Origin of the sequence: Christiangramia oceanisediminis (assembly GCF_022570735.2) — a bacterium.
GTDB lineage: Bacteria > Bacteroidota > Bacteroidia > Flavobacteriales > Flavobacteriaceae > Christiangramia > Christiangramia oceanisediminis.
Genome location: NZ_JANCNS010000002.1, coordinates 441100 through 458056, shown reverse-complemented (window position 1 = coordinate 458056; position 16957 = coordinate 441100). Strand labels below are relative to the sequence as shown.

At 40.8% G+C, this 16957-nt stretch carries 17 protein-coding genes; 10 read left to right on the top strand and 7 right to left on the bottom strand.

Going from position 1 to position 16957, the window contains the following annotated elements:
• Positions 1 to 77: 77 nt before the first annotated feature.
• Both carB and rpmH read right to left on the bottom strand, forming a co-directional pair.
• Positions 78 to 2930 carry a carbamoyl-phosphate synthase large subunit gene (gene carB, locus MKO06_RS09365; protein ID WP_241551917.1) on the bottom strand — a complete coding sequence of 951 codons (2853 nt, stop codon included), beginning with the start codon at positions 2928 to 2930 and terminating at the stop codon, positions 78 to 80.
• A gap of 116 nt (positions 2931 to 3046) precedes the next feature.
• On the bottom strand, positions 3047 to 3205 hold the full coding sequence (gene rpmH / locus MKO06_RS09360) for a 50S ribosomal protein L34 (RefSeq protein ID WP_011708966.1): 159 nt from the start codon (positions 3203 to 3205) through the stop codon (positions 3047 to 3049).
• 151 nt (positions 3206 to 3356) lie between these two features.
• Here rpmH and MKO06_RS09355 point away from each other — a divergent pair, with 151 nt between their 5' ends.
• The gene (locus MKO06_RS09355) at positions 3357 to 3872 is read left to right on the top strand and encodes a tetratricopeptide repeat protein (protein WP_241551916.1); all 516 of its coding nucleotides are present in this window, start codon (positions 3357 to 3359) and stop codon (positions 3870 to 3872) included.
• 107 nt (positions 3873 to 3979) lie between these two features.
• Positions 3980 to 4684: a TlpA family protein disulfide reductase gene (locus tag MKO06_RS09350; RefSeq protein WP_241551915.1), complete on the top strand. Its 705-nt coding sequence runs from the start codon at positions 3980 to 3982 to the stop codon at positions 4682 to 4684.
• Between the two features lie 9 nt (positions 4685 to 4693).
• Here MKO06_RS09350 and MKO06_RS09345 read toward each other — a convergent pair whose 3' ends face one another.
• Positions 4694 to 5659, bottom strand: a complete 966-nt coding sequence (locus MKO06_RS09345; protein ID WP_241552042.1) for a lytic transglycosylase domain-containing protein — start codon at positions 5657 to 5659, stop codon at positions 4694 to 4696.
• Positions 5660 to 5665: 6 nt separating this feature from the next.
• Positions 5666 to 6373, bottom strand: coding sequence for an alpha/beta hydrolase family protein (locus tag MKO06_RS09340; RefSeq protein WP_241551914.1), 708 nt, complete (start codon positions 6371 to 6373; stop codon positions 5666 to 5668).
• Positions 6374 to 6473: 100 nt separating this feature from the next.
• Here MKO06_RS09340 and MKO06_RS09335 point away from each other — a divergent pair, with 100 nt between their 5' ends.
• Positions 6474 to 7187: a pirin family protein gene (locus MKO06_RS09335; RefSeq protein ID WP_241551913.1), complete on the top strand. Its 714-nt coding sequence runs from the start codon at positions 6474 to 6476 to the stop codon at positions 7185 to 7187.
• An 11-nt stretch (positions 7188 to 7198) separates the two neighbouring features.
• Positions 7199 to 7495 (top strand): N-acetyltransferase, encoded by a 297-nt coding sequence (locus MKO06_RS09330; RefSeq protein WP_241551912.1) that lies wholly within the window; start codon positions 7199 to 7201, stop codon positions 7493 to 7495.
• On the opposite strand, the gene mtaB is transcribed toward MKO06_RS09330, so the two are convergent.
• Positions 7492 to 8823 carry a tRNA (N(6)-L-threonylcarbamoyladenosine(37)-C(2))-methylthiotransferase MtaB gene (mtaB, locus tag MKO06_RS09325; protein WP_241551911.1) on the bottom strand — a complete coding sequence of 444 codons (1332 nt, stop codon included), beginning with the start codon at positions 8821 to 8823 and terminating at the stop codon, positions 7492 to 7494. The genes MKO06_RS09330 and mtaB overlap by 4 nt on opposite strands.
• A gap of 164 nt (positions 8824 to 8987) precedes the next feature.
• Between mtaB and MKO06_RS09320 the strand changes: the two genes are divergently transcribed.
• Positions 8988 to 9248: a hypothetical protein gene (locus tag MKO06_RS09320; RefSeq protein ID WP_241551910.1), complete on the top strand. Its 261-nt coding sequence runs from the start codon at positions 8988 to 8990 to the stop codon at positions 9246 to 9248.
• Here MKO06_RS09320 and MKO06_RS09315 read toward each other — a convergent pair.
• Complete coding sequence (locus tag MKO06_RS09315) at positions 9245 to 10417, bottom strand: GlmU family protein (protein WP_241551909.1); 1173 nt, start codon at positions 10415 to 10417, stop codon at positions 9245 to 9247. The genes MKO06_RS09320 and MKO06_RS09315 overlap by 4 nt on opposite strands.
• A gap of 108 nt (positions 10418 to 10525) precedes the next feature.
• A complete protein-coding gene (locus tag MKO06_RS09310; RefSeq protein ID WP_072552382.1) occupies positions 10526 to 10780 on the bottom strand; it encodes a type B 50S ribosomal protein L31 in 255 nt (84 codons plus the stop codon).
• A gap of 150 nt (positions 10781 to 10930) precedes the next feature.
• Here MKO06_RS09310 and MKO06_RS09305 point away from each other — a divergent pair, with 150 nt between their 5' ends.
• The 5 genes from MKO06_RS09305 to MKO06_RS09285 all read left to right on the top strand — a co-directional run bounded on the left by MKO06_RS09305 (position 10931) and on the right by MKO06_RS09285 (position 16932).
• On the top strand, positions 10931 to 11461 hold the full coding sequence (locus MKO06_RS09305) for a DUF4199 domain-containing protein (protein WP_241551908.1): 531 nt from the start codon (positions 10931 to 10933) through the stop codon (positions 11459 to 11461).
• A gap of 3 nt (positions 11462 to 11464) precedes the next feature.
• Positions 11465 to 12424 carry a glycosyltransferase family 2 protein gene (locus MKO06_RS09300; RefSeq protein WP_241551907.1) on the top strand — a complete coding sequence of 320 codons (960 nt, stop codon included), beginning with the start codon at positions 11465 to 11467 and terminating at the stop codon, positions 12422 to 12424.
• A gap of 49 nt (positions 12425 to 12473) precedes the next feature.
• A complete protein-coding gene (locus tag MKO06_RS09295; protein ID WP_241551906.1) occupies positions 12474 to 14204 on the top strand; it encodes a phospho-sugar mutase in 1731 nt (576 codons plus the stop codon).
• Between the two features lie 11 nt (positions 14205 to 14215).
• Positions 14216 to 16045 carry an ABC transporter ATP-binding protein gene (locus MKO06_RS09290; RefSeq protein ID WP_241551905.1) on the top strand — a complete coding sequence of 610 codons (1830 nt, stop codon included), beginning with the start codon at positions 14216 to 14218 and terminating at the stop codon, positions 16043 to 16045.
• 341 nt (positions 16046 to 16386) lie between these two features.
• A complete protein-coding gene (locus MKO06_RS09285) occupies positions 16387 to 16932 on the top strand; it encodes an RNA polymerase sigma factor (RefSeq protein WP_241551904.1) in 546 nt (181 codons plus the stop codon).
• Positions 16933 to 16957: the final 25 nt, after the last annotated feature.

Below are 16957 nucleotides of genomic sequence, written 5' to 3'. Positions count from 1 at the left end.
AAAAAATCATCCTGAGCAGAAAATTAGAAATTTCGATTCTTACTCAGGATGACTTTAGGTTTATTTTAATGTTCGTTCTACTTGCTCAGGTACATTTTCCTTCTGGAATACAGATCGTAAAACTCATCATCCTTTAAGCTATCAATGAACAGAATGCTTTCACCGGTACTCTTCATTTCAGGCCCAAGCTGCTTGTTCACCTTCTGGAACTTATTGAAAGAGAACACCGGTTGCTTGATCGCGTAGCCTTCCAGTTGAGGGTTGAATTTGAAATCCTTGATCTTCTTTTCACCCAGCATCACCTTAGTCGCATAATTCACGTACGGCTCTTTATAGGCCTTGGCGATGAACGGCACTGTTCTGGAAGCCCTTGGGTTGGCTTCGATAATATATACCTTGTCATCCTTTATTGCGAACTGGATATTGATAAGACCTACCGTATTCAGTGCCAGCGCGATCTTCCTGGTGTGATCCTTAATCTGTTGCATCACCAGGTCTCCCAGGTTGAAAGGAGGTAGCAGTGCGTTGGAGTCTCCTGAGTGGATTCCACAAGGCTCGATATGCTCCATAATTCCGATGATGTAGACATCCTCCCCGTCACAGATGGCATCGGCCTCTGCTTCTATCGCTCCATCAAGGTAATGGTCTAATAACAGTTTATTGTTAGGGATCTTTCGAAGCAGGTCTACCACATGCTCTTCCAGTTCATCCTTATTGATCACGATCTTCATTCCCTGCCCACCAAGTACGTAAGAAGGTCGTACAAGGATAGGGAAATTAAGCTCATCTGCAAGGGCAAGTGCCTCTTCCGCAGTTTCTGCAGTTCCGAATTCAGGATACGGAATATCATTCTTCTGCAGCAGCGTGGAGAAACTTCCACGGTCTTCGGCAAGATCAAGAGCCTCAAAACTGGTTCCCATGATCTTGATACCATACCTGTCCAGCTTTTCAGCCAGTTTAAGAGCGGTTTGCCCACCAAGCTGAACGATCACCCCATCAGGATTTTCATGCCTGATGATGTCATAAATATGTTCCCAGAATACCGGTTCAAAATAAAGTTTATCGGCTGTATCAAAATCGGTTGAAACAGTTTCAGGGTTACAGTTGATCATTACGGTCTCGTAACCACATTCAGCAGCAGCCAGAACCCCGTGTACACAGCTGTAGTCGAATTCGATCCCCTGCCCGATCCTGTTTGGACCAGATCCAAGAACTACAATTTTCTTTTTATCAGAAACCTTGCTTTCATTAGCGATGGTGATCTCTCCGTCCCTGGTTCTTATCTCCTCTTCAAAAGTTGAATAATAATACGGGGTTTCAGCCTTAAACTCGGCCGCACAGGTATCTACCAGTTTGTACACCCTTTTTACACCAAGCTCTTCTCTTTTCTTATATACTTCGCTTTCCCAGCAATCAAGCATATGTGCGATCTGCCTGTCGGCGAATCCTTTTTGTTTGGCCTCCAGGAGTAATTCTTTTGGAAGCGTATTGATGTCGTAAGTAGAAATTTCGGTTTCCAGTGCATGAAGTTCTTCATACTGCTTCAGGAACCACATATCGATTTTAGTGATCTCGTGGATCCTGCTCAGTGGTATTCCCATCTGGATCGCATCGTAGATCACGAATACCCTGTCCCAGCTAGGATTGGTCAGTTTATCGATGATCTGGTCATAATCGGTATAACCTTTTCCATCGGCACCAAGACCATTTCTTTTTATTTCAAGGGATTGAGTTGCCTTATGAAGGGCTTCCTGGAAAGATCTTCCAATCCCCATCACCTCTCCTACAGATTTCATTTGAAGACCCAACGTACGATCTGCTCCTTCAAATTTGTCGAAATTCCATCGTGGTATTTTCACGATCACGTAATCCAGTGACGGCTCAAAAAGAGCTGAAGTAGATTTCGTGATCTGGTTTTCAAGCTCATCAAGATGGTATCCCAAAGCCAGCTTTGTCGCTATTTTGGCGATTGGATATCCGGTAGCTTTTGAAGCCAAAGCAGAAGACCTGGAAACACGAGGATTGATCTCAATAGCGTAGATATCTTCCTTCTCATCCGGACTTACAGCGAATTGTACGTTGCATCCACCTGCAAAGTCACCAATATTGCGCATCATTTTGATCGCCATATCTCTCATTCGCTGGAAGGTCTTATCACTTAAGGTCATCGCCGGAGCTACGGTAATGGAATCTCCGGTATGTATCCCCATGGGATCCATATTCTCAACGGTACAGATGATCACAACATTATCATTCTTGTCCCGCAATAATTCTACCTCATACTCCTTCCAGCCCAGAAGCGCCTTATCTATAAGCACCTCGTGAATTGGTGAAGTTTCAAGACCATAGGTTAGCATTTCGTCAAAATCTTCGGCCCTATGTACAAAACCTGCTCCACCACCACCAAGAGTGAAGGAAGCCCTGATTACTAGCGGGTAACCAAATTCCTGTGCCACCTCTTTTCCCTGAAGATAGGAAGTAACGGTTTTAGCAGGAGCAACAGGAATCCCGATCCTTCCCATTAATTGTTTGAACTGTTCCCTGTCTTCACAAATATTGATGGCATCGATATCCACACCAATAAGACGAACATTAAAATCGTTCCAGATACCCTTTTCATCTGCCTCGATCGCAAGGTTCAACGCGGTTTGTCCTCCCATAGTTGGCAGAACTGCATCGATCTCTGGATGCGCCTTCAGGATCTCAACGATTGATTTTGTAGTAAGTGGCTTCAAATAAACATGATCGGCCATCGCCGGATCGGTCATGATGGTTGCCGGATTGGAATTTATAAGAATGGTTTTTATCCCTTCTTCTTTCAGTGATCTTAACGACTGGGTTCCTGAATAATCAAATTCACAGGCCTGTCCTATAATGATTGGTCCAGATCCTATAATTAAAACGCACTTGATGTCTTTGTTCTTTGGCATGATAAAATGTTGTGTTTCCGTATAGTTGTGATTTGCTAAAATTAAGAAGCGCCTGGGTATAAAAAAAGGCGTTACTCAAAAAGTAACACCTTAATTATTTCGAACACCGTGAATCATTAGTGTTTATGTCTGTTTTCAGAAGATACAGATAATTTCTTTCTACCTTTAGCCCTTCTCCTTGCAAGGACCTTTCTTCCGTTTGCACTGGCCATACGCTCCCTGAAACCGTGCTTATTTTTCCTTTTCCTTTTAGATGGTTGAAACGTTCTTTTCATTGTGAGTATCTTTTATCTTCTAAAAATTCGTTTTTGGCTGTCTTTAAAACTGCGTGCAAATATACAAAGCTTTTTAAGTACTGCAAATACTAAATTAAAATAATTTTTATTTGTTTTTATTACCTTTGCCGCCTGCAAAACCAAAACTATAATGTTCAATAAGAATATCAAACTAGTCATAGCCGGATTAATCATTGCTGCTTCTATCTGGCAATTCGTAGAAGGAAACATAGGGAATGGGATCTTTTTGATCCTTCTTTCAACTATTTTTATCTTCCTTTATTTCAAAAACGAAATGATCCTGTTGGCTTTTCTGCGTCTTAGAAAGCAGGATTTTGAAGGAGCCAACAAATGGTTGAGCAAAATCAATGACCCTGAAAAAGCTCTTACTAAAAAACAACAGGGCTATTACTGGTATCTTCACGGACTTATGGTTTCGCAGTCCAATATTACCCAGGCTGAAAAATTCTTTAAAAGAGCGATTAAATTAGGCCTTTCCATGGATCACGATCTTGCGATGGCCAAATTGAACCTGGCAGGGATCGCCATGACCAAACGCCGAAAAAGAGAGGCTACCAACCTCCTGAATGAAGCCAAGAAGCTGGACAAGCATGGTATGATGAAAGACCAGATCAGGATGATGAAGGAACAGATGAAGAAGATCTAGTCAACTTTTCTACATTTTAACTAAAATACAGGCAGTTTAACGAAAATATTTTCGTGCAACATCAGTGAGGACTACATTTACCCTTGTAACAGCCCCACAATCGTTGCATGAAAAAACTAGTATTAGTTTTACTTCTTATTGGCCCCATGGTTTTTTCCCAGCAAAATTTGCAGGATAGGATCTACTTCTCTGAGGCTCTCTTCGAACATCTTTCAGATTATAACAAAAAAGCTGACCTGGCGTATAAGCATAATGATTATGAAAAGGGGAAACAGTTGTTCGAATCTTTTACTTCCAATAAGCTCGAAGGCTCTTATATGGACAACTTCAAATTCAAAACCCTAAGGAAGAAAGAAGTACAGCTTTACCAGTTCAAAAAACCAGTATTCCTTATTACCTATGCATCCTGGTGTATCCCTGGCAAAGGTGAAATTCCAGCCCTGAATGAACTGGCCTCACAATACGGCAATCAAATAGATTTCGTTGTCCTGTTCTGGGATAAGCGTGAAAAGGCAAAGGAACTTTCGGAACAGTTCTCTTCAAAAATATCGGTTGTATATGTAGATGAAACCCAAAACCAGGGAGCTTACGTGGTAAAACAATTGAAACATTCCCTTGGATTGCCCACCTGTTTTCTGCTTTCGGGTAATAAAAAGATCATGGATATACGCCGAAGCGTCTTTCCTTCGCTACAAACTTCAGCCGAAACCGCTTACCGCGAAAACTTCATCGCCCTTGAAACATCGATCACAAAAAACCTGATCAACCAGCAGTTCGAAGAAGTTTACGCAGAAAATGTAAGTCTCGATTAAGAATAGTTCTTATCTGCTTTCCGGATAATATCCTTCGGCGGGAATATCGATATAATACGTCTTTCTAGAGGCATTCTTAAGATGGTCGTCTCTTAACCACGGGTTATGTACTTTCAGCACTTTATAATTGATACCAAATTTCTTCGCGAAATCAGGAAAATCCTTAACGACCGTATCTACCTTTACTTTATTGGTGGGGATATGCCCGTAAAGATCGGTTTCCTCGAAATTGAAACCATACTTATCAGGGTTATTCATGATCTCCTTCACCGCAAGTATCCTAAATACATATCGTCCGGTCTCCTCACCTAACAGCAAATCGTAATAATCATTAACTTTTTGTCTCTCCAACTGCTTATCAATCCCATACTGACCGGCATTATATGAAGCTGCAGCCAGGGTCCAAGAACCAAACCGTTGTTTCGCTTTTTTCAAATAATCTGCCGCAACCCTGGTAGATTTTTCAATATGGTAGCGTTCATCTACATTATCATTGATCTCCAACCCGTATTCTTTCCCGGTAGCTTCCATGATCTGCCAGAACCCTATCGCCCTTGCCGGAGATATTGCCTGGGTCAATCCGCTTTCTATCACCGCCAGGTATTTAAAATCTTCTGGTATCCCCTCCTCTTCCAGAACAGGTTCAATAATTGGAAAATACTTGTTGGCTCTTTTCATAAGTAAAAGAGCATTGGACTGCCAATAGGTATTTACTAGCAGCTCCCTGTCCATTCGTTCATAAACATCGGGATCTTCCAGTGGAACAGCTTCACCGGCAAATTCCATTTCCTTGGGAATCGGCAATGCCTTGATGCGGTAGGATTCAGCAACACTTTTATCATCTCTTTCCCGGGCTTCATTATTTGTCACTTCCCGGGATTCTTCAGAATCGGCATCTCTTTGTACCGCATTGATGCTTACTCCACATACCACAATAAGTCCTATCGCCAAAAGCGCATTTTTCAAGATTTTCATCATCATTTAATTAATATGTTCCTGTTTCTTTTTTATTTTCAACTTTCCCGAAAGTATCAGTTCCGGAAGATGTTCGTTAAACCATTTATACCGGTTAATGATCATAACATGAGTACCACCTTTAATAACGATGGCATTCTTGATATGTCTAATCGGGAACACCTCGTCTTTATCCCCATGGATATGGATGATCTTTTCATCTGGTTTTTCGCATTTCCAATTAACCATATTCTTTATAGCCCAGTCAAGATATCGCTTGTCTGTGATCGAAATAAACTGCCTGTATAGTTTAGCTCTTTTCTTGAGAAAATCTCCAACGGCAATTTTCTCGAAATATTCCTTATACCCTGCCAGGCTGGTAGGTATCAACCTGAAAAGACCTGTCTTCGAAGCGAACTTCATTCGAGTTGGAAGCTCATCGGTACATTTCACACTGGAAATGATGATAAGCCTCTTAAGCTTCAGCATCTTTGCTAATTCCTGCACAATAACCCCGCCAAATGACACGCCTATAAGAACAGGATTATCATGATGAATCATTTTTGCGATCCGCCCGGTATAATGCTTCAAACTTTCGTTCTTTTCCGGGATCAGCCATTGGAGCATATGAACTTCAAAGGTATTCTTTGGAAGGCTTATCTTTTCAAAAATAGCCGAATCGGTTGCCATCCCCGGCATGAAATATACATGTATAGGCTTTTCGTTCTGTTTCATTTTAACATGTATATAACAAGATTTACTGGCATTAAATCGTAAATTTAACAGTCAAAATTAATGCTTAAAACTCGTCTTTCAAATTTACCAGGAACAAAAAATGGAGAAAATATTTCATCCTGCAAATACGCGGGGAAAGGCAAATTTCGGCTGGTTAAATGCTAGTTATTCCTTCAGTTTTGCCAATTTTTTCGATCCTAACAAAATACAATTCGGCAAATTAAGAGTATTAAATGATGACTATGTAACGGGTGGAATGGGTTTTGGAACTCATCCTCATGAAAATATGGAAATCATAACTATTCCACTAAAGGGGCAGCTTCGCCACAAAGATTCTATGGACCATACAGCAGTGATCAAGGCCGGTGAAGTTCAGGTGATGAGCGCTGGTACAGGTGTTGAACATAGCGAATTCAATACTGCTAAAGAAGAATTGAATATGCTTCAGATATGGATCTTTCCTGAACAAAACGGACTGGAACCCCGGTATGATCAAAAAGACTTTTCAGAACTCATCAAAAAGGACGAATTGATCAATGTTGTTTCTCCTAGGTCAAATCAGAACAAAGATGCCTTATGGATCAACCAAAAGGCCTACCTTCACCTGGGGGAATTCGATTCTGGCAAAAAAATTGATTATCAATTACATGACATAAAACACGGAGTGTATGTTTTCCTGATTGAAGGTGAAGCCGAAGTTGGTGGAAAACTCCTTCAAAAAAGGGATGCGATAGGAATATGGGAAACCAATGAGATCACTCTGGATATTAAAAACCCTTCAAAGGTACTGTTAATTGAGGTGCCTATGAACTAAACCGAATTGATATGAGTAATGAGGACCTAATAATTACCGATAATGAGTTTTTGAGGCAGTTTGAAACGCGGATCAACGAGGAACTCGCAACAATCGAATATTCTCAGCAGGACCGAAAAATTTTCCTCACCAAAATAATAATGCCTGAAAATACCGAAGATCGGCAGGAAGATTTTATCAAGGCCGTCCTTTCTGAGATAAAGGAACGAAACACCAGAGTTGTTCCAACCAGCCCCGAAATAGCAGGGTTTATGAGAAGGAATCGCCGCAAGTACAAAGACCTTCTGCCGGTTGGGATCAATATCTAAACAGCAACAGGCTCCGGAAGCTCTTCAAATCTCACCATACCGTCATCATCGATCTCGGTAAGCCTTATCTTTTGCAGGGTATTCACCTTGTTAGGGTTCCAGGGCGCTTTCACTTTCACATAATTTTCGGTAAAGCCGTGGATATAGCCTTCCTTATTCTCTCCCTCAAAAAGCACTGTTCCGGTTTTCCCTAACTGATTTTCATAAAAGGCCCTTCTTTTCTTGGCGGAAAGACCACGTAACATCTTACTTCTTTTTTTACGAACCTTCAAAGGCACCACTCCATCCATTTCAGCAGCCGGAGTATTATCTCTTTCAGAATAAGTAAAAACGTGTAGATATGAAATATCAAGCTCGTTCAGGAAATTATAGGTTTCCAGGAAATGCTCATCGGTCTCGCCGGGAAATCCTACGATCACATCAACACCTATACAGGCATCGGGCATTACTTCCCTGATCCTATTAACGCGGTCTACATAAAGATCGCTCATGTACCGTCTTCGCATCAATTTCAAGATCTCATCGCTTCCACTTTGAAGAGGAATATGAAAATGAGGTACAAAAGTCCGACTCCTGGAAACAAAATCGATGGTTTCATTTTTCAACAAATTTGGCTCTATTGATGAGATTCGTAGACGTTCGATTCCTTCCACTTCATCCAGAGACTTAACCAGGTCTAAAAAGGTATGCTCGTGCTTTTTATTGCCAAACTCTCCTTTCCCGTAATCTCCAATATTTACACCGGTAAGAACGATCTCTTTGATTCCCTGTTCCGAAATTTGAGCGGCGTTCTTCAGTACATTTTCCAGTTTGTCACTTCGGGATATCCCGCGTGCCAGGGGAATCGTACAATAGGTACACTTATAGTCGCAGCCATCCTGTACCTTCAAAAAAGCCCGTGTTCGATCCCCAATGGAATAAGAACCTACATAAAAATCGGCTTCATTGATCTCGCAGGAGTGCACTTCCCCGAAGTCGTTTTTGGTAAGGTCATTCAGGTAATCGGTTACCTTAAATTTTTCAGTGGCACCCAGAACAAGGTCTACCCCATTTACTTCCGCCAGTTCTTCGGGTTTTAGCTGGGCGTAGCAACCTACTGCGATAAGAAATGCATTTTCATTAGCCTTTTGCGCCTGTTTTACGATCGTTTTGAAACGTTTATCGGCGTTCTCGGTAACCGAACAGGTGTTGATCACGTAGATATCGGCCTTTTCAGTGAATTCCACTCTCTGAAATCCGTCATCTTCGAAGTTTCTTGCTATGGTAGAAGTCTCGGAGAAATTGAGCTTACAACCCAGGGTATAAAATGCAACTTTTTTAGCTTCCATAAACCATCATCTAAATTTCCCATTCCAAAAATGGGCTGCAAAGATACCAACTAAATATGGTTCTTTAAAATGCTTTGAAAACAATAGCAATCTCAGGCTTAGGGCCTTGCTTAATTTTTCCGGATTTTTTCGTATATTCCCTATCCTTTTTTAAAAATATTGTCATGAATTCCGGGAATACCAAAGGCGCCATTTTAGGCCATACGAGCACCAAGCGCCAGCCAGCACTCACCACATCACCCGGGACTAATTCCGGGAACAGTTTTAAAGGGATTTTACAGCGAAGCAAGCTTACCGAGCAGGACCTGGAACAATTTCAGCAAAGCATTATCGAGGCTCACCGCAAAAAGAATTACAGGGTGCTCTTGATAACCGGTATTATTTTCACCTTTATTGGCAGTTTAGCTTACTACTTTTTATCCTAGTCTCTTCTCCATTTAGAAGTTTGCTCGAAGACATGCTTAAGGATATCTTTATCCTCTTCAGTAAAATCTGTATTCCTCCTTTTCAGGACTAATTCTGCTGTTTCGTAGACCTTCTCAAGTTTGTAAGTTGAAGTTCCGGCACTTCCTCCCCAGCTAAAACTAGGAATAAAATTCCTTGGAAAGCCGCTTCCGAAGATATTTGCACTTACGCCTACCACGGTACCGGTATTAAACATGGTATTGATCCCGCATTTACTATGATCACCCATGATCAGCCCGCAAAACTGAAGTCCGGTTCTGGCAAAACGCTCGGTCTCATAATTCCAGATCCTCACTTCGGCATAGTTGTTCTTCAAATTGGAATTATTGGTATCGGCTCCCAGGTTACACCATTCTCCCAGAACCGAATTACCTAGAAAACCGTCATGGCCTTTGCTGCTGTTCTGGAACATCACCGAATTATTGATCTCACCCCCTGCCTTGCAAAAAGGGCCGATGGTAGTAGCTCCATAAATCTTAGCGCCCATCTTCACCACGGCATTATCACAGATCGCAACAGGACCTCTAAAAGAAGAACCTTCCATCACCAGCGCATTTTTACCAATATAAATGGGACCAGATGAAGCATTCAGCGAACAGTTTTCAACCTCGGCGCCTTCTTCAATGAAGATATTTTCAGCAGCCTTCGTATAATTAGAAGGGTGAATTTCCTTGGATTTTCGGCCTTTGGTCAGCAGCTCAAAATCCATTTTCAGAGCTTCATCATTCCTGGAGAAAATATCCCAGGTGTTGGCGATGTGTATAAGATCTGTCTCAACTTTGATCTCTTTGAGACTATCTGTTTCTGCTGAATTTTCTGAATTCTGAAAATAAGCAAGCAATAGACCATTCCAGGTTAACTTCTCACCTTCCTTTAGATCCCTTACTTTCTGAATGAATTCTGAAGCTGGTAGAACCGAAGCATTGATAAAAATATTCTTTTCCTGAAGTTTCAGCGGCCATTTGCCGGAAAGATATTCCTGGGTTTGGGTAGAAGTTTGAACCCCAAGAATCTTTTCCCATTTTTCCCTGATGCTCAATATCCCGATCCTGATATCGGCAACAGGCCTGGTAAATGTAAAAGGAAGTAGGTCGTTCCGTGAAGGTCCGTCGAAAAGAATATAATTCATCGTGCGTTGATTTTTGTCAAAATTAAAAGTTCCTGTCTACTATAAAGTGAAAGAAATCAAAAAAAGCCGCTGAATAGCGGCTTAGGATATATTATTAAACAGGAAAAATTACTTTTTCTTGAATTTTGCGTATTTGTTCTTGAACTTATCGATTCGTCCCGCACTATCAACCAGTTTGGTCTGACCAGTGTAATATGGGTGAGAAGTTCTGGAAATTTCCAGTTTTACCAACGGGTACTCAGTTCCGTCAACTTCAATAGTTTCTTTTGTCTTTGCAGTAGACTTTGTGATAAATACGTCTTCGTTAGACATATCTTTAAAAGCTACTAATCTATAATTTTCCGGATGGATTCCCTGCTTCATCGCTTTGATCTTTATAATTTTCGAGATGCAAATTTAAGTATTAACTCTCGAACTGCAAATATTTTTCCAAAAACTTTTTGTTGAATTTAGATGTAACGATTTCCTATATTTGTTAACTAACTACTAAAACAACCAAAAACTTCAATCCTGATGGAACAATCCTCCAAAAAATTAGCAACCAGTTACGGACTATACCTTGGTATTTCTTTCGTAGTTATCCTTGCTCTTGCCTATGCATTCGATCTTTCTTTATTCACCAAATGGTGGTTTGGCATAGGATTAATAACCTTTGGTATTGTCCTGGCTGCCATGGCAACCAGCAAGGCAAAAAAATTGAGCAGCAGCCTTTTTAGCTTTAAAAATGCTTTTGGCACCTATTTTCTCACTATAGTAATAGGAACTTTTATTTCCCTGGTATTTAACATCATCCTTTTCAATGTAATTGATCCTCAGGCCGCTGAAACCCTTACCGAACTTACGATAGAAACATCAAGAAAAATGATGGAAAGCTTCGGCGCGCCGGAATCACAGATCAACGAAGCCTTACAAACAATGCAGGATGAAAACCAGTATTCAGCGATCAATCAGTTAAAAGGTTATGCCTTTCAACTAATTATGTATGCTGTAATAGGTTTGATCGTTGCCCTGGTAATTCGTGAAAAAGACACTACAAACGCTTAATAAATGCAAATATCGGTTGTAATACCTTTACTAAACGAGGAACAATCTCTGGTAGAATTATATAATTGGATCGCAAAAGTACTGCGATCCAATTCCTTTTCTTATGAGATCCTTTTCATAGACGACGGAAGTACTGATGGCTCCTGGGAAACCATAGAGGCTCTGGCTAAAAATGATGATCGGGTAAAGGGAATCAGGTTCAACCGAAATTACGGAAAATCACAGGCTCTCCACGCCGGCTTTTTGCAGGCACAGGGAGATGTGGTGATCACTATGGATGCCGATCTTCAGGATAATCCCGAAGAGATCCCGGAATTATACAACATGATCGTAAATCAAAAATATGACCTGGTTTCGGGCTGGAAAAAAAAGCGTTACGATAATGTAATCACCAAAAATCTTCCTTCTAAAGTCTTTAATGCTGCCGCCAGAAAAACTTCCGGTGTGAAACTTCATGATTTCAACTGCGGATTAAAGGCTTACAAAAAGGAAGTGATCAAGAATATTGATGTTTACGGTGAAATGCATCGATATATCCCGGTACTGGCTAAAAATGCCGGGTATTACAGGATAACCGAAAAAGAAGTTCAGCACCAGGCCCGTAAATACGGAACCACCAAATTTGGAGTAAACCGCTTTATCTATGGTTTTTTAGACCTTATAAGCATTTGGTTTCTTTCTAAGTTTGGGAGACGTCCCATGCACCTGTTCGGCGCGCTTGGCGTACTCATGTTCATCATTGGTTTTGTGACCGCTGGCTGGATAGGTCTTTCCAAATTGTACAAGCTCTATCATGGAATTCCCAATATTCTGGTTGTAAATAATCCATGGTTCTATATCGCCCTGGTGGTAATGGTAATTGGTACCCAATTTTTCCTGGCTGGCTTTTTAGGTGAACTCATCCTTAGGTCAAAAAGAGAGAAAGATCGCTACCTCATTAAGAAAACCACCCCCAATATTTAAGGCAAATAAAGGATTAATCCTTATTTTTGCTAAGCAAAAAATTAATTTTATGGCTACTATTAAACCTGAGATCCTTCAGAAGGCCAAGTCATGGCTAACCGATATATTCGATACCGAAACAAAAGATGAGATCAACCGCCTCATCAAGGAGAACCCGAAAGAATTAGAAGAAAGTTTTTACAAGAATGCTGAATTCGGAACTGGCGGAATGCGTGGTGTAATGGGAGTTGGAACCAACCGGATCAACAAATACACCCTTGGAAAAAACACTCAGGGCCTCTCAGACTATCTTAAAAAGTCTTTTCCTGATGAAGATCTTAAAGTAGCCATTGCATATGATTGCAGGAATAATAGCCAAAAACTGGCAAAGGTGGTTTCTGATGTATTTTCAGCTAATGGGATCAAAGTATTCTTGTTTTCTGAACTCAGGCCTACACCAGAGCTCTCATACGCGGTAAAGGAGCTTGGATGCCATTGCGGGATCGTTCTTACTGCCAGCCATAATCCACCGGAGTATAACGGTTACAAGGTTTACTGGCAGGATGGCGGGCAGCTTGTGCCGCCTCAGGATACCGAGCTTGTTGAAACCATTAACAACCTGAAGTATGAAGCGATCAATTTCAAGGCTAAAGAAGAACTTATCGAAAAAATAGATTCGAAAGTTGACGAATCTTTCGCAAAGGCTTCGGTAGAAAATGGGAGTTTCGACATTCCGTCTTCGGCCAGGGAAAACCTAAAAGTTGTCTTCACTTCCCTGCATGGAACTTCTATTACCATGGTTCCCGAAGTTCTTGAAAAAGCAGGCTTTAGCAATGTAGCCATTGTGGAAGAACAGCGAGAGCCAAACGGAAATTTCCCCACCGTGGAATCCCCGAATCCGGAAGAGCCGGAAGCTTTGAAAATGGCGCTGGAACTGGCCGATAAAAATGGTTCAGATATCGTTATTGGCACCGATCCTGACTGTGACCGATTAGGAGTTGCGGTAAGAGACCTTAACGGGAAAATGATCCTGCTTAATGGAAATCAAACCATGCTGGTAATGACCTGGTTCCTGCTGGAGCAATGGAAGAAAAACGACAGGATCAAAGGAAAGGAATTTGTAGCCTCCACCATCGTTTCCACACCTATGCTTAAGAATTTAGTGGAAGATTACGGCGTTAAATACATGGAAGTCCTTACCGGCTTCAAATGGATCGCCAAACTTATCAAAGATCATCCAGAACTGGATTTCATTGGTGGCGGTGAGGAAAGCTTCGGTTATATGGTAGGTGATTTTGTGAGAGACAAAGATGCGGTAACCTCTACCCTGCTGGCTTGCGAGATCGCGGCTAAAATGAAATCAGAAGGCAGTTCGTTCTACCAGAAGTTGCTGGAACTTTATAAAGATTACGGCCTATATAAAGAAGAACTCATTTCGCTGGTAAAGAAAGGTATCGAAGGTGAGAAAGAGATCAAGCAAATGCTCATAGACCTTCGCGAAAACCCCTGGAAAGAGATCGATGGGGAGAAAGTGATCCTTATCGAAGATTATAAAACTTCTGTAGCCAGGAACATACAGGATCATTCAGAAAACAAGATAGCTATTCCAAAATCCAACGTGCTTATCTATTACACCGAGAACGGCACTAAAATAGCAGCAAGGCCCAGCGGGACAGAGCCTAAGATCAAATTCTACATCAGTGTTAATTCAGAGTTGGCAACTATCGAGGATTATTTTAAAGAAGACCAGAAACTAAGTGTGAAGATCGCCCGGATCAAACAGGAATTAAAATTGGGCTAATCAAAATTTAAATGAGTTATTTCCGGAAAATACTTCAGTTCGCGAAACCATATAAGCGATTCGCGATCCTGAACATCATATTCAATGTTTTATATGCCATATTCAGCACACTTTCATTCCTGGCGTTCATCCCGATGCTGCAGGTGCTCTTCCAGGAAAAGGAACCTATCTTCGTAAAACCGGAATGGAACGGTAAACTGGTAGATCTTGATGATTATGCAGGAAATTATGCCAATTACTTTCTAAACCAAAGAGTGGAAGAATATGGCGAGATCTCGGCATTGATCACCATTTGTCTCGCCGTCATCGTTCTGTTTTTCCTGAAGAACCTGTTCAATTACCTGGCGATGTTCTTTATTGCCAACCTTCGGAATGGTATGCTGAAGGATATCAGGAATAAGATCTACGATAAAATAGTTGAGCTGCCAATTTCATTCTTTTCAGAAAAGCGAAAGGGAGACTTTATTTCCAGGATCACCAGTGATGTCCAGGAAATCCAGTCCTCTTTTCTCAGCATGCTGGAAATGTTCATCAAAGAACCTCTTACGCTCATTTTTACGCTTGCAGCGATGATCGCTATTAGCCCGAAGTTAACCTTATTCGTTTTTATATTTCTACCCATAGCAGGGCTACTGATCTCTTCAATAGGAAAAAAGCTGAAAGCAAAATCTACAAGTGCACAGCAGGAAAATGCCAATTTTCTTTCGCTGGTGGAAGAAACTCTATCCAGCCTGAAGATCATAAAGGGATTTAATGCTGAAGACCGATTTCGCCAGAAATTTCATGATAGTACCGGAAAATTGAATAGTATCCTGAACGGTCTCCTTCACCGGCAGGACCTCGCCTCCCCTATGAGCGAATTCCTGGGAGTGGTGGTGATCACTGTAATTCTATGGTTTGGTGGAAATATGGTTCTTATTGAAGAATCTATGGATGCTTCAACCTTTATTGGTTTTCTGGTTCTTACCTATAATATTCTTACGCCCGCAAAGGCTATTTCTAAAGCCACTTACAGCATACAAAAAGGAAATGCAAGTGCCGAAAGAATCCTGGAGATCATTGAAACCGAAAGCAATATCAAGGACAATCCAGATGCGATTAACAAAGCTTCATTTGATTCGGCAATCGAAATAGAGGATATCTCTTTCAGCTATGAAAAAGAAAAAGTACTAAAGCATTTTAGTATAAAAGTACCGAAGGGAGAAACGGTAGCACTGGTAGGTCAGTCGGGATCAGGAAAATCTACCATTGCCAACCTTATCACCAGGTTTTATGATGTGAATGAAGGAAGAATAAAAGTTGATGGGACCGATATTAAAAATATTAAAAAATCATCCCTTCGCGATCTTATGGGACTGGTAACCCAGGATTCCATACTTTTTAACGATACGATTCGCAACAATGTGCTGCTGGGAAAAAGCAATGCAACAGACGAACAGATCGTTGAAGCACTAAAGATTGCGAATGCGTGGGAATTCGTGAAGGAACTCCCGCTTCAGCTCGATACCAATATTGGTGATAGCGGAAACAAACTTAGCGGTGGCCAGAAGCAAAGATTATCCATTGCGAGGGCCGTTCTTAAAAATCCGCCCATTATGATCCTGGATGAAGCCACATCAGCTCTGGATACCGAAAGCGAAAAACTCGTTCAAAAGGCGCTGGAAAACATGATGAAGAACCGCACCTCTATCGTGATCGCTCACAGGCTGTCTACCATTCAAAATGCCGATAATATAGTGGTCATGCAACGTGGAGAAATTGTGGAACAGGGAAAACACCAGGACCTAATCGCAGCAGACGGCACCTATCGCAAACTGGTAGAAATGCAGTCTTTTGACTAAAAAACCTTGACTTAGAAGAATAAAAAAATGGATGATAGCAATATCATCCATTTTTTATCATAGTTTATTTCCACTTTGGGGCAAATGAAAATAAATCGATTCAATTCGTTTTTTGGGGCAAAAAAAGATTAAATCATTTCTGGGGCTAAATATACAACTATATTCATTTTAAGCAAGTAAATTTGACATTTAATCATGCTTTTTATTCCTTTTATCGATCAAAAAGGCCTGTATTGCGCATTTTTTCTTACATGATAATCGATAACATTTAGTCTTTTTAACCTATTACCAATTAATTACCTTTGCATCTGCTTTAAGGGAAATTTAATTAAGCCAGGATCTTGCAAAATTCCGAATACCAGTTTGTAAGTAGATTACAGGATAAGTCTACATGTGAAGAAGCTTTTAGGGAGCTAATTGCTACCTACAAAGAAAGGCTTTACTGGCATATACGTGGAATTACTAAAGATCATGACGATAGCGATGATATTCTTCAGAACACTTTTTTAAAGATTTACCGCAACATCGATCAGTTTAAAGGTGACAGCAAGCTATACAGTTGGATGTACAGGATTGCGACCAATGAATCCATCACCTTCCTTAACAAGAAGGCCAAACGCATGAAAATTTCTTCAGAAGAATTACAGAACCAGATCATCGATAATCTGGAAAGTGATGTTTATTTTGAAGGAACTGAAATTCAACTTAAATTACAGAGAGCCATTGCTACCCTGCCAGATAAACAGCAACAGGTCTTCAATATGAAATATTTTGAAGAACTAAAATACCGGGAAATGTCTGAAATTCTGGAAACCAGCGAGGGTGCTTTAAAGGCTTCCTACCACCATGCTGTAAAAAAAATTGAAGAATTTTTAAAAAATAATTAAACCTTTAAGTAGATTACTAGTCAAA

What these genes read in the sequence shown, in the direction of transcription:
- carB (WP_241551917.1), bottom strand. Translation starts at nt 2,930, where the DNA reads ATGCCAAAGAACAAAGACATCAAGTGCGTTTTAATTATAGGATCTGGA.
- rpmH (WP_011708966.1), bottom strand. Translation starts at nt 3,205, where the DNA reads ATGAAAAGAACGTTTCAACCATCTAAAAGGAAAAGGAAAAATAAGCAC.
- MKO06_RS09355 (WP_241551916.1), top strand. Translation starts at nt 3,357, where the DNA reads ATGTTCAATAAGAATATCAAACTAGTCATAGCCGGATTAATCATTGCT.
- MKO06_RS09350 (WP_241551915.1), top strand. Translation starts at nt 3,980, where the DNA reads ATGAAAAAACTAGTATTAGTTTTACTTCTTATTGGCCCCATGGTTTTT.
- MKO06_RS09345 (WP_241552042.1), bottom strand. Translation starts at nt 5,659, where the DNA reads ATGAAAATCTTGAAAAATGCGCTTTTGGCGATAGGACTTATTGTGGTA.
- MKO06_RS09340 (WP_241551914.1), bottom strand. Translation starts at nt 6,373, where the DNA reads ATGAAACAGAACGAAAAGCCTATACATGTATATTTCATGCCGGGGATG.
- MKO06_RS09335 (WP_241551913.1), top strand. Translation starts at nt 6,474, where the DNA reads ATGGAGAAAATATTTCATCCTGCAAATACGCGGGGAAAGGCAAATTTC.
- MKO06_RS09330 (WP_241551912.1), top strand. Translation starts at nt 7,199, where the DNA reads ATGAGTAATGAGGACCTAATAATTACCGATAATGAGTTTTTGAGGCAG.
- mtaB (WP_241551911.1), bottom strand. Translation starts at nt 8,823, where the DNA reads ATGGAAGCTAAAAAAGTTGCATTTTATACCCTGGGTTGTAAGCTCAAT.
- MKO06_RS09320 (WP_241551910.1), top strand. Translation starts at nt 8,988, where the DNA reads ATGAATTCCGGGAATACCAAAGGCGCCATTTTAGGCCATACGAGCACC.
- MKO06_RS09315 (WP_241551909.1), bottom strand. Translation starts at nt 10,417, where the DNA reads ATGAATTATATTCTTTTCGACGGACCTTCACGGAACGACCTACTTCCT.
- MKO06_RS09310 (WP_072552382.1), bottom strand. Translation starts at nt 10,780, where the DNA reads ATGAAGCAGGGAATCCATCCGGAAAATTATAGATTAGTAGCTTTTAAA.
- MKO06_RS09305 (WP_241551908.1), top strand. Translation starts at nt 10,931, where the DNA reads ATGGAACAATCCTCCAAAAAATTAGCAACCAGTTACGGACTATACCTT.
- MKO06_RS09300 (WP_241551907.1), top strand. Translation starts at nt 11,465, where the DNA reads ATGCAAATATCGGTTGTAATACCTTTACTAAACGAGGAACAATCTCTG.
- MKO06_RS09295 (WP_241551906.1), top strand. Translation starts at nt 12,474, where the DNA reads ATGGCTACTATTAAACCTGAGATCCTTCAGAAGGCCAAGTCATGGCTA.
- MKO06_RS09290 (WP_241551905.1), top strand. Translation starts at nt 14,216, where the DNA reads ATGAGTTATTTCCGGAAAATACTTCAGTTCGCGAAACCATATAAGCGA.